Annotated in this window: 20 protein-coding genes; 11 read left to right on the plus strand and 9 right to left on the minus strand. The window is 62.9% G+C overall.

The window, feature by feature from the left end:
* The first annotated feature begins 17 nt into the window (after positions 1-17).
* The 3 genes from CAER_RS0123755 (at position 18) to grxD (ending at position 963) form a co-directional block, all read left to right on the plus strand.
* The gene (locus CAER_RS0123755; protein WP_027237713.1) at positions 18-254 is read left to right on the plus strand and encodes a BolA family protein; all 237 of its coding nucleotides are present in this window, start codon (positions 18-20) and stop codon (positions 252-254) included.
* 5 nt (positions 255-259) lie between these two features.
* Positions 260-493, plus strand: a complete 234-nt coding sequence (locus CAER_RS0123760; RefSeq protein WP_027237714.1) for a hypothetical protein — start codon at positions 260-262, stop codon at positions 491-493.
* A 107-nt stretch (positions 494-600) separates the two neighbouring features.
* Entirely contained in the window at positions 601-963 is a 363-nt protein-coding gene (gene grxD / locus CAER_RS0123765) for a Grx4 family monothiol glutaredoxin (RefSeq protein ID WP_027237715.1), read from the plus strand.
* 81 nt (positions 964-1,044) lie between these two features.
* Here the strand turns inward: grxD and CAER_RS0123770 are convergent, their stop codons facing one another.
* A complete protein-coding gene (locus CAER_RS0123770; RefSeq protein ID WP_027237716.1) occupies positions 1,045-1,440 on the minus strand; it encodes a cell division protein ZapA in 396 nt (131 codons plus the stop codon).
* Positions 1,440-2,276, minus strand: a complete 837-nt coding sequence (locus tag CAER_RS0123775) for a coiled-coil domain-containing protein (RefSeq protein ID WP_027237717.1) — start codon at positions 2,274-2,276, stop codon at positions 1,440-1,442. The genes CAER_RS0123770 and CAER_RS0123775 overlap by 1 nt, the downstream gene beginning before the upstream one ends.
* Before the next feature lie 244 nt (positions 2,277-2,520).
* Here CAER_RS0123775 and tkt point away from each other — a divergent pair, with 244 nt between their 5' ends.
* Positions 2,521-4,542, plus strand: a complete 2,022-nt coding sequence (gene tkt / locus CAER_RS0123780) for a transketolase (protein WP_027237718.1) — start codon at positions 2,521-2,523, stop codon at positions 4,540-4,542.
* An 85-nt stretch (positions 4,543-4,627) separates the two neighbouring features.
* On the opposite strand, the gene CAER_RS29395 is transcribed toward tkt, so the two are convergent.
* Together CAER_RS29395 and CAER_RS0123795 are read right to left on the minus strand one after the other, a co-directional pair.
* Positions 4,628-5,260: a DUF3885 domain-containing protein gene (locus CAER_RS29395; protein ID WP_161631103.1), complete on the minus strand. Its 633-nt coding sequence runs from the start codon at positions 5,258-5,260 to the stop codon at positions 4,628-4,630.
* Between the two features lie 13 nt (positions 5,261-5,273).
* A complete protein-coding gene (locus CAER_RS0123795; protein WP_027237721.1) occupies positions 5,274-6,248 on the minus strand; it encodes a DUF808 domain-containing protein in 975 nt (324 codons plus the stop codon).
* 246 nt (positions 6,249-6,494) lie between these two features.
* Here CAER_RS0123795 and gap point away from each other — a divergent pair, with 246 nt between their 5' ends.
* Both gap and CAER_RS30240 read left to right on the plus strand, forming a co-directional pair.
* Complete coding sequence (gap, locus tag CAER_RS0123800; RefSeq protein WP_027237722.1) at positions 6,495-7,496, plus strand: type I glyceraldehyde-3-phosphate dehydrogenase; 1,002 nt, start codon at positions 6,495-6,497, stop codon at positions 7,494-7,496.
* Positions 7,497-7,571: 75 nt separating this feature from the next.
* Positions 7,572-7,715, plus strand: a complete 144-nt coding sequence (locus CAER_RS30240; RefSeq protein ID WP_027237723.1) for a hypothetical protein — start codon at positions 7,572-7,574, stop codon at positions 7,713-7,715.
* Between the two features lie 142 nt (positions 7,716-7,857).
* Here the strand turns inward: CAER_RS30240 and coaD are convergent, their stop codons facing one another.
* From coaD to CAER_RS0123820, 3 genes are all read right to left on the minus strand, one after another.
* Entirely contained in the window at positions 7,858-8,358 is a 501-nt protein-coding gene (gene coaD / locus CAER_RS0123810; protein ID WP_027237724.1) for a pantetheine-phosphate adenylyltransferase, read from the minus strand.
* 120 nt (positions 8,359-8,478) lie between these two features.
* Positions 8,479-8,913 carry a CBS domain-containing protein gene (locus CAER_RS0123815; protein ID WP_027237725.1) on the minus strand — a complete coding sequence of 145 codons (435 nt, stop codon included), beginning with the start codon at positions 8,911-8,913 and terminating at the stop codon, positions 8,479-8,481.
* A gap of 55 nt (positions 8,914-8,968) precedes the next feature.
* Entirely contained in the window at positions 8,969-9,865 is an 897-nt protein-coding gene (locus CAER_RS0123820) for a LysR family transcriptional regulator (RefSeq protein ID WP_027237726.1), read from the minus strand.
* A 137-nt stretch (positions 9,866-10,002) separates the two neighbouring features.
* Between CAER_RS0123820 and CAER_RS0123825 the strand changes: the two genes are divergently transcribed.
* The gene (locus CAER_RS0123825; RefSeq protein WP_027237727.1) at positions 10,003-11,502 is read left to right on the plus strand and encodes a CoA-acylating methylmalonate-semialdehyde dehydrogenase; all 1,500 of its coding nucleotides are present in this window, start codon (positions 10,003-10,005) and stop codon (positions 11,500-11,502) included.
* Between the two features lie 64 nt (positions 11,503-11,566).
* Here CAER_RS0123825 and CAER_RS0123830 read toward each other — a convergent pair whose 3' ends face one another.
* Positions 11,567-13,204, minus strand: coding sequence for a winged helix-turn-helix domain-containing protein (locus CAER_RS0123830; RefSeq protein ID WP_027237728.1), 1,638 nt, complete (start codon positions 13,202-13,204; stop codon positions 11,567-11,569).
* A 149-nt stretch (positions 13,205-13,353) separates the two neighbouring features.
* Here CAER_RS0123830 and CAER_RS0123835 point away from each other — a divergent pair, with 149 nt between their 5' ends.
* From CAER_RS0123835 to CAER_RS0123845, 3 genes are all read left to right on the plus strand, one after another.
* On the plus strand, positions 13,354-13,770 hold the full coding sequence (locus CAER_RS0123835) for a hypothetical protein (RefSeq protein WP_154667827.1): 417 nt from the start codon (positions 13,354-13,356) through the stop codon (positions 13,768-13,770).
* A 169-nt stretch (positions 13,771-13,939) separates the two neighbouring features.
* Positions 13,940-14,974, plus strand: a complete 1,035-nt coding sequence (locus tag CAER_RS0123840; protein WP_027237730.1) for a fatty acid desaturase — start codon at positions 13,940-13,942, stop codon at positions 14,972-14,974.
* 148 nt (positions 14,975-15,122) lie between these two features.
* Positions 15,123-15,725 (plus strand): L,D-transpeptidase, encoded by a 603-nt coding sequence (locus CAER_RS0123845; protein WP_027237731.1) that lies wholly within the window; start codon positions 15,123-15,125, stop codon positions 15,723-15,725.
* Positions 15,726-15,812: 87 nt separating this feature from the next.
* Here CAER_RS0123845 and CAER_RS0123850 read toward each other — a convergent pair whose 3' ends face one another.
* A complete protein-coding gene (locus CAER_RS0123850) occupies positions 15,813-17,642 on the minus strand; it encodes an O-linked N-acetylglucosamine transferase, SPINDLY family protein (RefSeq protein ID WP_027237732.1) in 1,830 nt (609 codons plus the stop codon).
* Between the two features lie 232 nt (positions 17,643-17,874).
* Between CAER_RS0123850 and CAER_RS0123855 the strand changes: the two genes are divergently transcribed.
* A complete protein-coding gene (locus CAER_RS0123855; RefSeq protein ID WP_027237733.1) occupies positions 17,875-19,014 on the plus strand; it encodes an acyl-CoA dehydrogenase family protein in 1,140 nt (379 codons plus the stop codon).
* Positions 19,015-19,047 lie beyond the last annotated feature (33 nt).

Consider the following 19,047-nt stretch of genomic DNA (forward strand, 5'->3'; position numbering starts at 1 on the left):
ACAAAGGACTTCTCCGGATGCCCATGCAAGCCCACGAAATCGAAGAACTGCTGCGCGAAGCTTTCCCGGATGCCGAAATCCAGGTTGGCGGCACCGATGGCGTTCACATGTCGGCGATGGTCGTCGACGAAAGCTTCCGCGGCAAGAACCGCGTGCAGCAGCAGCGCGCCGTTTATGCCGCGCTGAAAGGCAAGATGGACGGCCCCGACGGCGAGCTGCACGCCCTGGCGCTGACCACCAAGGCACCGGAGTAAGCTCCATGTCGCTGTTCGCCTCCATCCTGGTGCTCGGCATTGTGGTGATGACCGCCGTTGTTGCGGTCGTCTCCCAGCGCCGCCGCCCGCTGGAGGAGGACGATACAGACCCGGACTATCACACCCTGCGATCCGATTATCAGTCGGGCATGGGCGGCGGGTCCGTTCGCACTTGGAAGGTCCCGAAAGACCCGCAGGAATACGCCCGCTTTTTCGTTCCCAAGAACAAGTTGAAATAGCGTTGACCCGCTCGGGGCGCGCTTCACCGGGCGGATTGGCAAAACCCGCGAAACTGCCTATATGACGGCCAACGCAAACGGCGCAGCAGCCGAAAGGAAATCACTAAATGACCGACGTAAAAACCCGCATCGACGAAACCGTCAAAGCCAGCGACGTTGTACTGTTCATGAAAGGCACCAAGGAAATGCCGCAGTGCGGCTTCTCCTCGCGCGTGGCGGCGGTGCTGAACTACATCGGCGTGGACTACACCGACGTGAACGTGCTGGCGGATGAGGACATCCGCTCGGGCATCAAGGAATATTCCGACTGGCCGACCATCCCGCAGCTGTACGTGAAGGGTGAGTTCGTCGGCGGCTGCGACATCATCACCGAGATGGCCCTGTCGTCGGAGCTGGACACCCTGTTTGAGGACAACGGCATTTCCTTCAACAAGGAAGCCGCCGACAAGATCCGCGAAGCCAACGCCTGATTACAGGCACAATCCGCGGCATTAAAAAAGGCGCCCACGCGGCGCCTTTTCCTTATCCTGCAACGGGTTGAAGCAAAGCCCTCAGCCTGCCGCCTGTTCTTCGATCTGCTGGGCCAGCGCCTCGGTGCGGGCGGCCAGTTCGGCCAGGCTTTCGTTCACCTGCGGCGGCACCACCGGGATCTCGACCCGCTCGGGCTCCGGCGCGGGGGCGTTTTTCAGCGCTTCCAGCTCTTGCGTGCGCTCAGCCAGCTCCGCCTCAACCTCCTTGATCCGGTCCTCGACCGCGGCGGTTTTGTCGGCCAGCATCAGACCGGCCATCAACAGCATCCGCGCCTCGGGCATCCGGCCGATCTGGTCGGACAGCACCTGAGCCTCGTCGTCCAGCATCTTGGCGGCAGAGTGCAGATAGCTTTCCTCGCCCTCCTGGCAGGAGACCTCAAAGCCGCGGCCGCCGATATGAATGGTCACTTCAGGCATCAGACTTCCTCTCCTTCGGGCAGGTTGCGGGCCGTGGCCAGCAGCGGTTCCAGCTTGGCCAGCACCGCGTTGACCTGGGCCTGGTCGCTGGCCTGGGCCGCGCGCAGGCCTTCGATTTCAGCCTCCATCGAGGCGTTGATCAGCCCGGCATCGCCCAGGCCCTGGGCGTTGGCCTCGCGCAGCGCCGCGTTCGACGCGCGCAGCTCCTCATTCGCCCGCCGCAGCTGCTGCAGCTCGGCATCCAGCCGCAGCAGGGCCTCGTTCTGGCGGTCGATTTCCGCGCTCATGTCCGGCGCCGCGGACGGCTCCGCCGCTGCCTGCCCGGCAGAGGCGCCAGTCTCTTCCAGGCGGGCCTTCAGGCTGTCGTTGGCGGCCTGGGCTTCGGCCAGCTGGTCCTCCAGCGTTTCCTTCTCGCTGGCGGCCGTGTTGGCCGCAGCCTCCAACTGGCTTTTGAGGCGCGCAACCTCTGCCCGCAGCGCTTCTTTCTCGGCCGGGTCGCCCGCCTCGTTGCGCAGCAGCTGCAGTTCCGCCTGCATGGCCGCCATATCACCGCCGTCTGAAGGCGCCTTGCTTTCAGCCTCCTGCAAACGGGCGTGCAGCACCTTCACCCGCTCTTCCAGCTGGGCGTTGGCGGTTTTCTCTTCGTCAAGAGCCTGCTCCAGCGCCGCATTTGCGGCACTCGCGGCGGCCTCTTCGGCTGCCTGGGCAGCTGCGGCCGCGGCTTCCGCTGCCTTCACCTGATCCGCCGCCCGGGCCTCCTGCAGCGCTGCGGTGCCTGCACTGATGCGCTCCAGCGCGGCCTGGATGCGGCCTTGCAATTCTTCAATCTGGTTCATGCCTGTCCCTCACCCGTCCACATCAGTCCAATCTTTTTTCCGGCGCATGCGCGAATCGCGCAGGTGCCGCTGACATGGGGCCAGTTATTCCCTATCAGGGATAAAACACCCCCCCTTGTCTTTCAACCACTTGCCGCGCCAACTTCGCGCAGGCCAGCAGACATGCGCGCAACCGTGCTTGATCTTTGCGGCATCGCTGTTATTGAGCGCAGCAATTGCCTGTAACGCCAAAGGAACAATCCCAGTGGACCTGACAGCCCTGCGCACCGCCAATCCCGAGCATTGGAACAAGGCCGCCGCGATCCGCGCGCTGGCTCTGGACGCCGTCGCCGCCGCCAACTCCGGCCACACCGGTATGCCTATCGGCATGGCCGATGTGGCGACCGTGCTGTTCGAAAAGCACCTCAAATTTGATGCATCCAACCCGTCCTGGCCGGACCGCGACCGGTTCATCCTGTCGGCGGGCCACGGCTCGATGCTGATCTATGCGCTGCTATATCTGGCCGGCGACAAGCAGGTCACCTTGGATCAGATCAAGAACTTCCGCCAGATGGGCGCGATCACCGCGGGCCACCCGGAGAACTTTCTGGTTGATGCCGTCGAAGTGACCACCGGCCCGCTGGGCCAGGGCATCTCCAACGCTGTCGGCTTTGCCATGGCAGAGGAAATGCAGCGCGCCCACTACGGCAAGAAGGTCGTGGATCACCACACCTATGTGATCGCCGGCGACGGCTGCCTGATGGAAGGCATCAGCCAGGAGGCCATCGGCCTGGCCGGCCGCCATTCCCTGGGCAAGCTGATCGTGTTCTGGGACAACAACAACATCACCATCGACGGCACCGTCGAACTGTCCGACCGCACCAACCAGGTGCAGCGCTTCAAGGCGTCGGGCTGGCAGGTGCTGGAAATCGACGGCCACGACCCCAAGGCCATCGACGAAGCGATCGAGGCGGCCAAGAAGTCCAAGAAACCGTCGATGATCGCCTGCAAGACCCACATCGCCCTGGGCCACGCCGCGCAGGACACCTCCAAAGGCCACGGCGCACTGACCGATCCCGAGCAGCTGCAAGCGGCCAAGGACGCCTATGGCTGGACCGGCGGCCCGTTCGAGGTTCCCGCTGACATCAAGTCCCAGTGGGAGGAAATCGGCGCCCGCGGCAAGACTGAGCGCGAAGCCTGGGAAGCCCGCTTTGCCGAGCTGTCGCAGCAGAAGCAGGACCGGTTCAACCGCGCCTATGCGCTGGACGCGCCCAAGAAGCTGTCCGCCGCCATCAAGGCGCTGAAAAAGCAGGTGAGCGAAGAGCAGCCCAAGGTTGCCACCCGCAAATCCTCGGAAATGGCGTTGGCCGTGATCAACCCCTTGATGCCGGAAACCGTGGGCGGCTCCGCTGACCTCACCGGCTCCAACAACACCAAGACCGGCGACCTGGGTGTGTTCGACACCGACAACCGCAAGGGCCGCTACGTCTACTGGGGCATCCGCGAGCACGGCATGGCCGCGGCGATGAACGGCATGGCCCTGCACGGCGGCATGCGCCCCTACGGCGGCACCTTCTTCTGTTTCACCGACTATGCCCGCCCGGCGATGCGCCTGGCCGCGCTGTCGAAGATCCCGACCGTGTTCGTAATGACCCACGACTCGATCGGCGTCGGCGAGGACGGCCCGACCCACCAGCCGGTGGAACACCTGGCAATCTGCCGCGCGACGCCGAACACCTATGTGTTCCGCCCGGCCGACACTGTTGAGACCGCTGAAGCCTGGGAAATCGCCATCACTGCCAAGGAAACTCCTTCGGTGCTGGCCCTGACCCGTCAGAACCTGCCCACCGTGCGGACTGAGCACAAGCTGACCAACATGGTGGAAAAAGGCGCCTACGTTTTGGCTGAGGCCGAGAACAAGCGCCAGGTGATCCTGATCGCCACCGGCTCCGAGGTTGCCGTCGCGATGGAAGCAAAGGCCAAGCTGGAAGCCGAGGGCATCGGCACCCGCGTCGTCTCCATGCCCTGCATGGAGCTGTTTGCCGAGCAGGACGAAGCCTACCGCCGCAAGGTCCTGCCTGCAGGCCCGGTCCGCGTCGGCATCGAGGCCGCTGTCCGCGCCGGCGGCTGGGACCGCTGGCTGCTGGGCGAGCGCGGCCAAGAGAAGAAAGCCGGTTTCGTCGGCATGGACCGCTTCGGTGCCTCCGCACCGGCAGGCGAGCTGTTCGAGCGCTTCGGCATCACCGCTGAGGGCACGGTGGCGAAAGTGAAAGAGCTGCTGGGCTGAGCACAGCTGGCAGAAGAACAACAAAGGGGCACCCAAGCGGGTGCCCCTTTTTTACGGGGCACAAAGCCGCCGACCGTTCAGAATATCAGACCTCGAATAGGGCCTGCATCCTTTCCATATTGTATTCAAGCAACCAGTCCCTGCGAGCGTAATACAAGGAAGACAGATCTTCTTTACACACTGCAGCCACATCCATACCGCGATCGTCATATGGATGAAGGACAAGCCCCCTCGAAAAATCGACGAAGTAAATGTTTGAGGAGCTTGCAGGTTGAATTCCCAGTTCCGCCCCAAGAGAAAGCCACAGTAATTCGTTCAACTGCGCTTGATCTGCAAGTTCCACCGCATCCCAATGCCTGAAAACTTCCCCATCCTCATCATCAACATGCGGGTTTTCCCTTTGCGAAATCGCGCCGAGATACTGGAAATCTTTGCGTTTCAGACCGCAACACTTGTACGGTTTCAACCGTTTCCTGCGTGGTTCCGCGCCGCAATAATCCGACGTAAGCATCCATACGGCTTGGCTTCCATCGAACAGCTCCGCAGCGACAGATTTCCCACGGTCAAAAGCCTGAATAAACCGTTTGACCGGACGCGCCGTGGAAACGCCTTCACCGCCAAGTTCAAATCTCAGCGCATACTCGAACTGATAGAATACATCATGCGGGAATTCAGGACAGTTAAACGAATGTTCGACGGGATCTAAAACGTCAGTCAAGAGACGCATCTCCTTATTGATGTCCCGATTGTTTCTTCTTCAAAATCCCCAAAAGCGGCCCGATCACCTTGGTCGCCAGCGGGATCAGCACGAGCCCCCACGCCAGGCCGAACACCCCGTCCATCGCCGCCTTGGCAGCCCATTCCACAGCGCCGGTCCAGCCCTCCGGCACCGCATGGCCCACGGCATAGGCCCAGTCGTGGATCAGATGGCCCAGCCAGCCAAAGCCCAGCACTTCCAGCCCGTGGATGATGATGGAGCCGCCCACCCACAGCATCGCCGCGGTGCCGACCACCGACAGGATCTTCATCAGCACCGGCATGAATTTCACCAGCCCGCGCCCCAGGCCCCGGCCCGGTGTGGTCAGCGCGTTCTGCGCCAGGAACAGCCCCACGTCATCCATCTTCACGATCAGCGCGACAGAGCCGTAGACCGCCAGCGTCACGCCGATTGCCACCACTGCCAGCGTCGCCGCCTGCATCCAGACCGTCGGCGCCTCGATCGCGGCCAGCGCGATGGTCATGATCTCCGCCGATAGGATGAAATCTGTCTTGATCGCGCCCTTGATCTTCTGCTCTTCCAGGTGGCCGGGATCCTTGATGCTCATGTCCTCGTCGATGGCATGGCTGGCATGGGGGAACAGCACGTGAAAGATCTTCTCTGCCCCCTCGAAACACAAATAGGAGCCCCCGAGCATCAGCAGGGGCGTGATTGCCCAGGGTGCGAAATTCGCCAGCAGCATCGCCACCGGCAGCAGCAGGATCAGCTTGTTGAACAAAGAGCCGCGTGTGATGCGCCAGATGATCGGCAGCTCGCGCGCAGGCGCAAACCCCTGCAGGTACTTGGGCGTCACCGCCGCGTCGTCGATGATCACCCCCGCGGTCTTGGCGCCGGCCTTGCCAGCCGCCGCCGCCACATCATCGACCGAGGCCGCCGCCACCTTGGCGATCCCCGCCACGTCATCCAAAAGTGCCAGCAAACCGCTCATGCCAAATCCCTCAAATCCTATCCGTCTTTGACAGGCAATCTGCCTGCTTCCGCCGCGCGGCACAAGCGTTAGCGCCACCGCCATCGCGCAGCAATTTTCCGTTAACGCCACCGGCTCAAACCGTTACCGCCACCATCATGATTTTGCGCTAACAGTTTCATTTAATGACGCTTTTACCCCTTTAGACCACATCCGCCCCGGTCTATATGGCGGCCAAAGGTTTTTGCTCGCTTGGAGACGTAACTCATGACCATCAAAGTCGGGATCAACGGTTTTGGCCGCATCGGCCGCTGCACCCTGTCGCACATCGCCGCTTCGGGCCGCGACGACATCGAAGTGATCAAGGTGAACGCCACCGGCCCGCTGGAAACCGCAGCGCATCTGATCAAATACGACTCCGTGCATGGACGTTTCCCGGGTGAAGTGACCATCGGCGACGGCACCATGAACCTGGGCCGCGGCGACATGCAGATGTTCTCCACCTACGACATGGGTGAGCTGGACTGGGACGGCTGCGACGTCGTTCTGGAGTGCACCGGCAAGTTCAACGACGGCGAAAAGGCCAAGGCGCACCTGGAGCGCGGGGCAAAGAAAGTGCTGCTGTCCGCCCCCGGCAAGAACGTCGACAAAACCATCGTGTTCGGCGTCAACGACGACCAGCTGGAAGCCGGCGACAAAATGATCTCCAACGGCTCCTGCACCACCAACTGCCTGGCGCCGCTGGCCAAGGTCCTGGACGAGGCGTTCGGCATCGAGCATGGCATCATGACCACCATCCACGCCTACACCGGCGACCAGCCGACCCTGGACCGCCGCCACAAGGACCTGTACCGCGCCCGCGCTGCCGCCATGTCGATGATCCCGACCTCGACCGGCGCCGCAAAAGCGCTGGGTGAAGTGCTGCCGAACCTGAAAGGCCGTCTGGACGGCTCCGCCATCCGCGTGCCGACCCCGAATGTCTCCGCCGTGGACCTGACCTTCCGCGCCGGCCGCGACGTGACCGCAGAGCAGATCAACGCCGCAGTCAAGGAAGCGGCTGAGGGCCCGATGAAGGGCGTTCTGGGCTTTGAGCCGGCGCCGCTGGTCTCCACCGACTTCAACCACACCCCGGAAAGCTCGATCTTCGCGCCGGACCAGACCCGCGTGGTCGAGGACCGCATGGTGCGCGTCCTGGCCTGGTATGACAACGAGTGGGGCTTCTCGGTGCGCATGGCCGACGTCGCCGTCGCGATGGGCAAACTGGGCTAAACGTCCCTGGACCCTTGAGAATTCACGCCCGCTCAGGTTATCTGGGCGGGCGTTTTCCTTTGCGGCGGAGCTTTCATGACCAACCGGATTGCCATTTCCCTGGGGCTGATCCTGATCGCCGCCGCCGTTATTGATATCGCCCTGTTCGGGGATCAGCACATGATCTTCCTGGGCAAGAAACTGTTTGCCCTGATCGACTGGGTCGCCTTCTGGCGCTGAGCCGCCTTACCGCCGCCGCAGCTTCAGACCCCTTGTTTTCACTTGGCGGCGGCGCCAGCCGCTGCCCGCGCGCAGCGCGCCGCCGAACGCACAAAGCCGGGCGTCAGCCCGGCTTTGCCTGTATCTTATACTGGGACCGGGGTCAGGCGGTCTTGCCCAGACGCTCCAGCAGCTTGTCGTTGACCAGCGGGCTGACGAACTTGGACACGTCGCCGTCCAGCCGGGCGATTTCCTTGACCAGCTTGGAGGCAATCGCCTGATGCCGTGCCTCGGCCATCAAGAACACCGTCTCGATCGAGCTGTCGAGCGCCCGGTTCATGCCGACCATCTGGAATTCATACTCGAAATCGGCCACCGCCCGCAGGCCGCGCACGATGATCTGGGCGCCGACGTCGCGGGCGCAGTCGATCAGGAGGTTCTCAAACGGATGCGCGACGATCTCGGTGCCGGTCTCTTCGCTGAGCTTGGCGCATTCCGCTTCGATCATGCCAACCCGCTCCTCCAGACCGAATAGCGGGCCCTTGTCGCGGTTGATCGCCACGCCGATGACCAGCTTGTCCACCAGGGCGCTGGCGCGTCGGATGATGTCGATGTGCCCGATGGTGATCGGGTCGAAGGTGCCGGGATACAGACCTACACGCATGGGCGGCCTCCTGCCTTGTCAGAATTTCTGCGCACGCAAACACATTTGCGGCTGGCAATGCAAGGGGGCAGAAATACGGACACCCCGCCCGCGGCAAGGCCCCCAATGCCCGCCTGCGGCTCAGTGCCCCATGATCATGTCCTGCAGCGCGTCCTTCTCCATCGCCACCTGCGCCAGCTGCGCCTTCACCGCATCGCCAAGAGTCACGATTCCCACAAGTTTTCCGTCCTCGACCACCGGCATGTGGCGGAACCGCCCCTCTGTCATCTGCTGCAGCAGCTCGCCCACATTGGACTGGGTGGTGCAGGTCACCAGCTCGCGCGTCATATAGCCGCTGACCGGCTGATCCAGGCAGCTGGCGCCTTCTTTCGACAGCTCCCGCACAATGTCGCGCTCTGACAGGATGCCCTCCGGCGTTTCGCCATCCGCGGAAACCACCACGGTGCCGAACCGGTTGTCCGACATCACTTTTGCCGCCTCGGCCACGCTTGCGTCCGGCTTCACTGTCACGACGCCGGTGCTGGCTTTGGATTTCAAAATGACCTGAACAAGCATACGGCAAACCTCCGAAATATTATTGCGTTACAGCAAGGTTTGCCGCAACGCAGCTTCAAGTCAAGGATTCCAGCCGGGCCACCTCGTCGCGGATGCCCTTGGACAAGGCCTGGGCAAACCGGTTCAGCCGCTCGCTGCGCTGGTCGCCCTGGTGGCGCACCAAATGGAAGCTGCGGGTCAGGCTCACCTTGTCGGTCAGGATTTTGCGCAGCATCCGGTGGGCTGGCAGGCTGAAGTCATGCGCCACGCAGACCGCCGTTCCCTGCGCCGCCATCTTGATCTGCACGGAAACCGAATTGGAGGCCAGCGCCACCCGCTCCACCCCGATGTCGTTCAGGTAATCCAGTTCCTTGTCGAAGATCATGTCCGGAATATAGCCGATCATCTTGTGGCCCTTCAGGTCCTCCAGCTTTTCGATCGGCGTATGCTCCTTCAGGTAATGGCGCGAGGCCACCAGATGCAGCCGGTAGTCGCAGATCTTCTGCACCAGCAGCTTGCCCGCGGTCGGGGCGCTGACAGTCACCGCCATATCCGCCTCGCGGCGGCTGAGGTTGATGACCCGCGGCAGGGCCACGATCTGAATGTCCAGGTCCGGATTTTCCTCTGATATCTGCGCGCAGACCTGCGGCAGAAGGTAATTGGCGGCGCCATCAGGCGCGCCGATGCGGATCTGGCCGGACATTGTGTCGCTCGGCCCGCTCAGCGCCTCGGTGCCGGCCCGCATCGCCTGCTCGGCCGCTTCCGCATGGACCAGCAGCCGGTCGCCGGCGGCGCTGAGCGCATAGCCCTGCGGCGATTTCACGAACAGCGGGGTCTCCAAGGCGGCCTCGAACCGGGCGATGCGTCGGCCGACGGTGGCAGGGTCCATCTTGAGGATACGGCCGGCGCCCGACAGGCTTGCCTCCCGTGCCACTGCCAAAAACACTTTCATATCATCCCACTGCGGATCCATTGGCCCCGGGTCCTCCGTTCTCCTGTTAACGCTGCGTTAACCTTTTGCGTTCCTGCAAAGCCTCTTTGAAATGTTTCCCCTTTTCCGATGTTTTTTGCAAGCCTACGATGAGGGCAACATGAACAGAGGAGGATCCGATGCAAGAACTCGGCCACTTTATCAACGGCAAGATCGTCTCCGGCACCTCGGGCCGCTTTGACGATGTCTTCAACCCGGCAACCGGTGAAGTGCAGTACAAATGCCCGATGGCAAGCGCTGACGAAACCACCGATGCCATCGAAAAAGCCGCGGCGGCGCAGCCCGCCTGGGGCGCCACCAACCCGCAGAAGCGCGCCCGCGTGATGATGGCGATGGTTGGCCTGATGAACCGCGACATGGACAAGCTGGCCGAGGCGCTGAGCCGCGAGCACGGCAAGACCATTCCGGACGCCAAGGGCGACCTGCAGCGCGGCCTGGAAGTGATCGAATACTGCGTCGGCGCGCCGCAGATGCTGAAGGGTGAATTCACCGACAGCGCAGGCCCCGGCATCGACATGTACTCCATGCGCCAGCCGCTGGGCGTTGTCGGCTCGATCATGCCGTTCAACTTCCCGGCCATGATGCCGCTGTGGCACGTCGGCCCGGCGCTGGCCTGCGGCAACGCCGTGGTGCTGAAACCCTCCGAACGCGACCCCTCCGTGCCGCTGATGCTGGCGGAACTGTTCGTCGAGGCCGGTCTGCCCGAAGGCGTGTTCCAGGTGGTGAACGGCGACCGCGAGGCGGTTGACACCATTCTGGACAGCGAAATCATCCAGGGCGTGTCCTTTGTGGGGTCCACCCCGATTGCGCAGTACATCTATTCCCGCGCCACCGCCAACGGCAAGCGCGCCCAGTGCTTCGGCGGCGCCAAGAACCACATGATCGTGATGCCCGACGCCGATCTGGACCAGGCCGCTGACGCGCTGGTCGGCGCAGGCTTCGGCGCGGCAGGCGAACGCTGCATGGCAATCTCGGTTGCGGTTCCGGTCGGCGAGGAAACCGCCGACAAGCTGATCGAGAAGCTGATCCCGCGCATCGAAAAGCTGAAAGTCGGCCCCTACACTGCAGGCGACGATGTTGACCTGGGCCCGGTCGTGACCGCGGCTGCCAAGGACCGCATCCTGGGCCTGATCCAGTCCGGTGTCGATCAGGGCGCCAAGCTGGTGGTCGACAACCGCGACTTCAAACTGCAGGGCTACGAAGACGGCTTCTTTGTCGGCGCCCACCTGTTCGACCACGTCACCCCCGACATGGACATCTACAAGCAGGAAATCTTCGGCCCGGTGCTTTCCACTGTGCGTGCGAGCACTTACGAGGAAGCGTTGAAGCTGGCGATGGATCACGAGTACGGCAACGGCACTGCGATCTTCACCCGCGACGGTGACACCGCGCGCGACTTTGCCTCTCGTGTGAACATCGGCATGGTGGGCATCAACGTGCCGATCCCGGTGCCGCTGGCCTACCACACCTTCGGCGGCTGGAAGAAGTCGATGTTCGGCGACCTGAACCAGCACGGCCCGGACAGCTTCAAGTTCTACACCCGCACCAAAACCGTGACCTCCCGCTGGCCCTCGGGCATCAAGGAAGGCGGCGAGTTCAACTTCAAGGCAATGGACTAACCTCCTGCCCCTGAACAGTAAAGGCCCCGGAAATCCCGGGGCCTTTTTCGTCTTCCGCCACCGTTCACTCCACCGGCAGTCCCGCCGTCTGCAAGCTTTCCAGCCAGATCCGGCGGTTCTCCGGATGGTTCTTGCTGCCCTCGAATTGCTTGCGCATCGCTGCGACCGACAGCTTCGGATTGATCGCCAGTGCCGCCTCGACCGCCGCCTGCGCCTCTTGGCTGCGCTCCAAACGCGCGAGATTGGCCGCCCGCAGCAGCTGGGCATAGACCTGCCACACCGGGCCTTTTGCCACCGCCCGCATCTGCCGCGCGGCCTCCAGCGCTTCTTCGTAGCGCCCGAGGTGGAACAGGATATGGCCCTTATAGAAATACATCGCATGCAGCAGCGGATCGCGCGGGCTGAGCCGGATTGCCATTTCGATCTCAGGCAGCGCGCGCTCTTGCAGGCGGAACCAGTCCAGCGTGTGAGCCAGCTCCAGCCGGATACGGGCGTCATTGGGGTTAAGCTCCGCCGCGCGCTCCAGATTGGCGATTGCGGGCTCAGCCTCGCCTGTGAACCGGTAGATATAGCCAAGCGCTGCATGGGCCTGCGGGTCGCTGCCGTCCAGGCGGATCGCGGCCTGCGCGGCAGCAATCGCCTGATCCAGCACCGCGCGCCCCTCCGCCGCCCAGCCGTGGAAGAACAGCGTTCCCAGCGCCCGCGCTTCGAGGCTGCGGGCAGCGGCAAAGCCCGGATCCTCGGCTGCAGCCAGCCGCGCCAGCCGCACCGCCTCCGTTTGCGCCTCGGCAGTCAGGATGCCCTGCTGAAACCGGCCCCGCAGGAACAGATCCCAGGCCCCCGGATCATCCGTCGGCCGGGCGGTCAGCGCCGCTGCCTGCGACAGCACGATCTCCGGCAACAGCCGGCCTGCGATGGCGCGGGTGATCTCATCCTGGATGGCAAATACCCCGGCCGGCTCCCGCTCGAATTGTTCGGACCAGACAGTGCGCCCCTCCGGCAGGCTGGCCAGCTCTGCCGTGATCCGTATCCGTCCCTCGTCCCGGCGGACACTGCCGCGCAGCGCATGAGAAACCCCCAGATCGCGCGCGGCCCGCAGCTGGGCCGCCGGATCATCCGGGTAAGACCGCATTGTCGCCGCTGAAATCACGAACAATTCCCTGAACCGGGCAAGATGGGTTGTCAGATCCTCGGTCAGACCGTCGGCGAAATACGGCTCCACGCCCTGCCCGTCCAGGATTTCAAACCGAAGAACCGCGAGCGAAGGCCTTGAATCGATAGCGGAATTCTGCGCTGGCCACAGCCAGAACAAGGCCGCAACCAGCAGAACAGCCATGGCCGCAAACGCAGCCGCCAGCCCCGGGCGCTTACGGCCCCTGGCGGCGGCAGGCGGCATACAACTCTTCACATCGGCAACAAAGCGGTAGCCGCGTTTGGGAAATGTTTTGACATAGCGCTGCCGGGCGCCGTCATCCCCCAATGCGCGCCGCACCGAGCGGATCCGGGTGTTGAGCGCGGCATCGGTGATCGCCCGCCCCTGCCAGACGTCTGCGATCAGTTCATCCTTGCTGACAACCCGCGCCCGGTTGCGGATCAAGACCTCCAGCAGCTGCAGCGCCTGCGGCTCCAGCGCAATCGGCCTTCCCCGCTTGCGCAGTCCGGCACCGGCTGGGTCGAACTCGAACTCATTAAACCTGTACATCGCGGTCCAAAGCCCCTCCAGACCGCGATTGTCATCTAAAAATCAGAAAAAGTCATCCGGTTATCAAGCTTATACAGCAGCGCCCCTCCAGGCTGGAACGGCAGACACGCACCGTCTCAGACACCAGATCCCAACGGGGGGAGGACACTATGACAGCCCGAACTTTGATGATTGCAGCCGCCGCAGCCGCAGCCCTGGCCGGCGCCGCCACGGCCGAAACCGAGCTTCAGGCAGCACTGAACAGCGGCGGCAGCGCGCTAAGCAGTGACGAGATCGCAGAGCTGTTGGTCGGCAAGGCTGTCACCGCAAGGGCCGGCAGCAAGACCTTCCGCTTCTACTATGACGCCGGCAACCAGCTCTTCGGGGAGCTGCAGGGCGGCGGCTGGTCCGGGGCCGGCGCCTATGCCATCACCGATGGCAACCAGATCTGCGTCTCGATGCCCAAGGACGGCGGGCGCTACCGCTGCCTGACCTTGGTCCGCACCGGCGGCACGGTCCGTAAATACAGCGCCGAGGGCAAGGCCTCCTTCGAAATCCTGGCGGCAGAGGACGCGCGGGGGCTGTGAACCGGCAGGCCTGATCGCGCGGGAGACTGTTGCGCGGCGCCTCAAAATGACGGCAATCCGGCCCTGACGCCACAAAATGCCGTGAAAATAGGGGTTCCGGCCCGTTTTTGCTTGTTCCGCGACGTAAGTCGTCTATCCGGTCAGCAACGGACAAACAGACGGCAGGCGCATGAGCAAGACACCCGACCCCATCCAGCCGCAGGCGGCTGCAAGAACCGCCCGCGACTGGGTTAAGATCCTGGCCCAATACCGCGAACCGGACCACCTGCGCAGCGCCTTCGAACTGGCGGTGACGGTTGTGCCGTTCCTGCTGCTCTGGGCCCTGGCCTGGTGGTCGCTGTCGGTCAGCTACTGGCTGACGCTTGTTCTGTCCGTCTGTATCGCCGCCTTCCTGCTGCGCCTGTTCACTATCCAGCACGACTGCGGCCACGGCTCCTTTTTCACCAACCGCCATCTGAGCGACTGGGTGGGCCGTGTCATCGGGGTGCTGACCCTGACGCCCTATGACGTCTGGCGCCGCACCCATTCGATCCACCACAGCACCCACGGCAACCTGGGCAAACGCGGTATGGGCGACATTCACACGATGACCGTGGCGGAATACCGTGCCGCAAGCCGCTGGGAGCGGCTGGTCTACCGGCTCTACCGCCACCCGGTGACCCTGTTCGGCATCGGCCCCGGATACCTGTTCTTCCTGCAGAACCGCATCCCCTACGGCCTGACCGGCCAGGCCCGCTACTGGATCAGCGCCATGGGCACCAATGCAGCGATCCTCGCGGCGCTGGGGCTGATCTGGTATTTCGGCGGGCTGATGCCGCTCTTGCTGATCTTCCTGCCCGCCACTCTGATTGCGGCAACAGCCGGCCTGTGGCTGTTCTATGTGCAGCATCAGTTCGAAACCACGCAATGGACCCACGACGAGGACTGGCAGCTGCATGATGCCGCCCTGCACGGCAGCTCGCATTATGTGCTGCCGCCGGTGCTGCAATGGCTCAGCGCCAATATCGGCATCCACCACGTGCACCATCTCTACAGCCGGATCCCGTTCTACCGCCTGACCGAGGTTCTGCGCGACCACGCTGAACTCGCCGAGGGCAACCGGATGACCATCCGCGAAAGCCTGGCCAACGCCCGGCTGCACCTGTGGGACGAAGACAGCTGCCGGCTGCTGTCCTTTGCCCAGGCCCGCCGGCTTTACGCCTGACGCCCTGACCCGCTGCGGGCGGCAGAAAATTGCCGCCCGGGGCTACACAAACCCGTGAGGCGCTGCCGCAGCGCTTTGACACCTCTGGAAATTCCCGTGCCGGTGATTATCTTCGCCGGAGTTTTTGAGCAGCACGGTAGAGGAAACAATGACAAAACCCCGTATCACCCGCCGCGCCACCCTGATGGGCCTGGGCGTCACCCTGGCCACCCCCGCCATCCTGCGCGCGCAATCGACCGACGCCTTCCCGCAGAACGAGCCGGCCATCCGTGAAGAGGTTCCGGTGCAGCGCAATGTCTCCGCCTTCTCGCAGCAGAACTGGCAGGATCATTTCGACACGCTGGGCAAGGGCTGCCTGCTGGCCGACATCAGCTCCCGGGCGCTGCATTACTGGGGCCCGGACGGCGAAACCTACCGCCTGTTCCCCTCCTCTGTGCCGATGACCGAAGAGCTGACCAAGCGCGGTTACTCCAAGATTGTGCGCAAGGCGGAAAACCCCAGCTGGACCCCGACCCAGTCGATGCGCGAGCGTGACCCCACGCTGCCGGCGCGCGTCGAAGGCGGCGCCCCGGGCAACCCGCTGGGCACCCGTGCGATGTATCTGGACTGGCCTGCCTACCTGGTGCACGGCACCCACGACACCCGCAAGATCGGCCGCCAAAGCTCCTCCGGCTGCATCGGTCTCTATAACCAGCACGTTGAGGAACTGTACGAGCTGGTGCAGGTCGGCACGCAGGTCCGGCTGCTGTAATCCAGGCCGCAACCCGACAAAGCCGAAAAAGAAAGAGGGAGCGCCGTCCTTACGGCGCTCCCTTTGCATTTCCCGGCAGCAGCGGCTTCAGGCGAGACTAAGGTGGTCGGGTTTCAGGCCCGCGTTGTAACGCTGCACCGCTTTCTCCATCAGCGCCTCGAAGTTGCGGGTGAATTTTTCCGTGTCATACAGCGGGCCTTGGGCGATCCCCTCTTTAATGCGCGCCTTGATGGCGGCCAGATACTCCGGATCGCGCGCCAGTTTAAGCGCCAGCGCCTGGTATTGCTGCGGTGTAGCGGCCGCAAGTTCAGGCACCCCGGCGCAATGCACCAGGCTGGTCGCCACCCGCGCGGCGAATTGCTTGCCGGTCTTGGTGACAACCGGCACTCCCGCCCAAAGCGCGTCACTGGCGGTGGTGTGCGCATTCACCGCAAAGGTATCAAGGAATACATCCGCCAGCTGCAGGCGGGCAAGATGCTCTTTCTGACCCGCAAATCCCGCAAAAACGATGCGCTCCGGCCCGATGCCGCGTTTCTTAGCTTCCTTCAGGATGTACTCGCAGGTCTTGTCCCGGGGTGCATAGAACCACAGCACGCTGTCCGGAACGCGGTCCAGCAATTTCATCCAGACGTCGAATTCGTCCGGGGACACCTTGTAAGGGCTGTTGAAGGAACAGAAAACAAAGGCGTCCTCGGGCAGCCCCACTTCAGCCCGCGACGGAACAGTGTCCGCGGCAGCGCGCTGATCATCGTTGGGCTGATAGCAGTCCGGCATGTAAAGAATTTTTTCCGTGTAGTACTTGCGCAGCTTTCCGGGGATAGTGACGGGATCGGCGATCATGTAGTCCATTTGGTCCACCCCGGTCGTCCCCGGATACCCCAGATATGTCACATGCACCGGCGCCAGACGGTCGTTGAAGATGTTCACCCGGTTGCCCTTGGTATAGCCCTTGAGGTCAATGGCAATATCCAGGCCATCCTCACGCGCGACGGCAGCGATTTCGTCGTTTTCCAGACTTGCCACTTGCTTATAGACATCCGCGGCATTTTCCGCCCGCAGGCGGCCTTCATGGTTATTCACCTCGCCGTAGTCGTAGATATAGATTTCAAACCGGTCGCGGTCATGCAGTTCCAGCTGCCGCCCGATCAGGTACATGGTGGCGTGGTCGAAGAAGTCGTTTGAGAAATACCCCAGCCGGATCTTGCGGCCTTCCGCCCGCGGACGTTCGAATTCGATCCCGGAAGTATCTACTTTGGCAAGTTCCGCAGCCTTGACCGAGAACTTCATTTGCAGTCCTGGATCATCAACCATCGACAAGAAGGCAAACGGGTCAATGCCGACATCCGTCTTGCGGAACACCTGAACCCGCTTCTCCCGGTTCCCCAGATCTGTCCAATCGCAGATCCGGCGGCGCAGGTAGACAAGCCTGGCCAGCGCCGTCGCATTGTTCGGATCGAATTTCACCGCAGCATCGAAATAGTTGATCGCCTCTTCATCCTGGTTCAGCCGCATCAGGTAAGTTCCGATGTAAGACAGGCATTTGGAGTTAGAGGGATCCAGCCGCAGCGCATCAATATGGGCCAGGATCGCCTTTTCAGGGCGGTTCATCATTTCCAGCACTTCGCCGAGCGAGGCATAAATCATCCGGTTCTTGTCATCCAGCTTCAGCGCTTGGCGCAAAAGGTATTCGGCATCGCTGAATTGACGTTTCAACGCCAGCTTGCGGGCCTTTGCGTGCAACGCCACGGCCTGCTCCTGCGGCGTGCCGTTAGATTGCTTGATCATCCCGTGCCGCATCGCCATCGCAAAATCGGCGCGGCCGTTGCTGCTGACCGCGCCGGCAAATTCCTGTTTCGAGCGGTCCGGATTTTCGGGTCCCGAGGATGCCAGAAAATGCTGCGCCTGAGAGTTCGCCACTGCGTTTGCTCCTTTTGGAATGCCTCTGCAGGATTCACCTGCGAGTGATCTGTTTGGGACAGAGTTTCCGCGAAGTTTGTTAATTTTTTCCTCACCGGGCAGGCTCCGTGCCCGCGCCGCCCTGCGGCATTGCTGCACGGCGGCTTTGCATTTGCGCAGCTTGCCTCAGCGTCCGCCGCCCGTTATTAAATAAACAACTGTTCAATTCATTGCGCCACGGGAGGAGCCGAACATGGATTTCGCACTCACAGAGGAACAGCAAGCCATCTTCGACATGGCCCAAGCCTTTGGCCAGGAAAACATCGCGCCGCACGCCCGCCAGTGGGAAAAAGACGGCACCATCCCCAAATCGCTGTGGCCGCAGCTGGCGGAATTGGGCTTTGGCGGGCTCTATGTCTCCGAGGAATACGGCGGCTCCGGCCTCAGCCGGCTTGACGCCACCCTGGTGTTCGAAGCGCTGGCGATGGCCGACCCTGCCGTCGGCTCCTTCCTGTCGATCCACAACATGTGCGGTGGCATGATCGACAAGTTCGGCTCGGAAGAGACCAAGCAGAAATGGCTGCCCAGCCTGTGCTCGATGGAGAAGATCTTCTCCTACTGCCTGACCGAACCGGGCTCCGGCTCCGATGCGGCGGCGCTGAAAACCCGCGCCGAGCGCACCAATGAAGGCTACACGCTGAACGGGACCAAGGCGTTCATCTCCGGCGGCTCCTACTCCGACGCCTATGTCGTGATGTGCCGCACCGGCGAGGACGGCCCCAAGGGCATTTCCACCGTGGTGGTCGAGGACGGCAACCCGGGCCTGTCTTTCGGCGCGCTGGAGGACAAGATGGGCTGGAAGGCGCAGCCCACCTCGCAGGTGCAGTTCGACGATTGCGCGATCCCCGCGGACAACCTGATCGGCGAGGAAGGCAAAGGCTTCTCCTATGCCATGGCCGGCCTCGACGGCGGCCGTCTGAACATTTCAGCCGGCGCTCTGGGCGGTGCCCAGGCGGCGCTGGATCAAACCGTGCAGTACATGTCCGAGCGCAAGGCCTTTGGCAAATCCATCAACCAGTTCCAGGCGCTGCAGTTCCGGCTGGCGGAATATGAAACCCGCCTGCAGGCCGCCCGCACCTTCCTGCGCCAGGCGGCGTGGAAACTGGACAACGGCGCCCATGACGCCACCAAGTTCTGCGCCATGGCCAAGCTGATGGTCACCGACACTGCGTTTGACGTCGCCAACGGCTGCCTGCAGTTGCACGGCGGTTACGGCTATCTTGCCGACTACGGGGTGGAGAAGATCGTGCGCGACCTGCGTGTCCACCAGATTCTGGAAGGCACCAACGAAATCATGCGCCTGATCGTCGCGCGCCAGCTGATTGCAGAGTAACCTGCAATCAGCACATTGCCCGCGGCAAGACAT

Origin of the sequence: Leisingera caerulea DSM 24564 (genome assembly GCF_000473325.1) — a bacterium.
Taxonomy (GTDB): Bacteria; Pseudomonadota; Alphaproteobacteria; order Rhodobacterales; family Rhodobacteraceae; genus Leisingera; species Leisingera caerulea.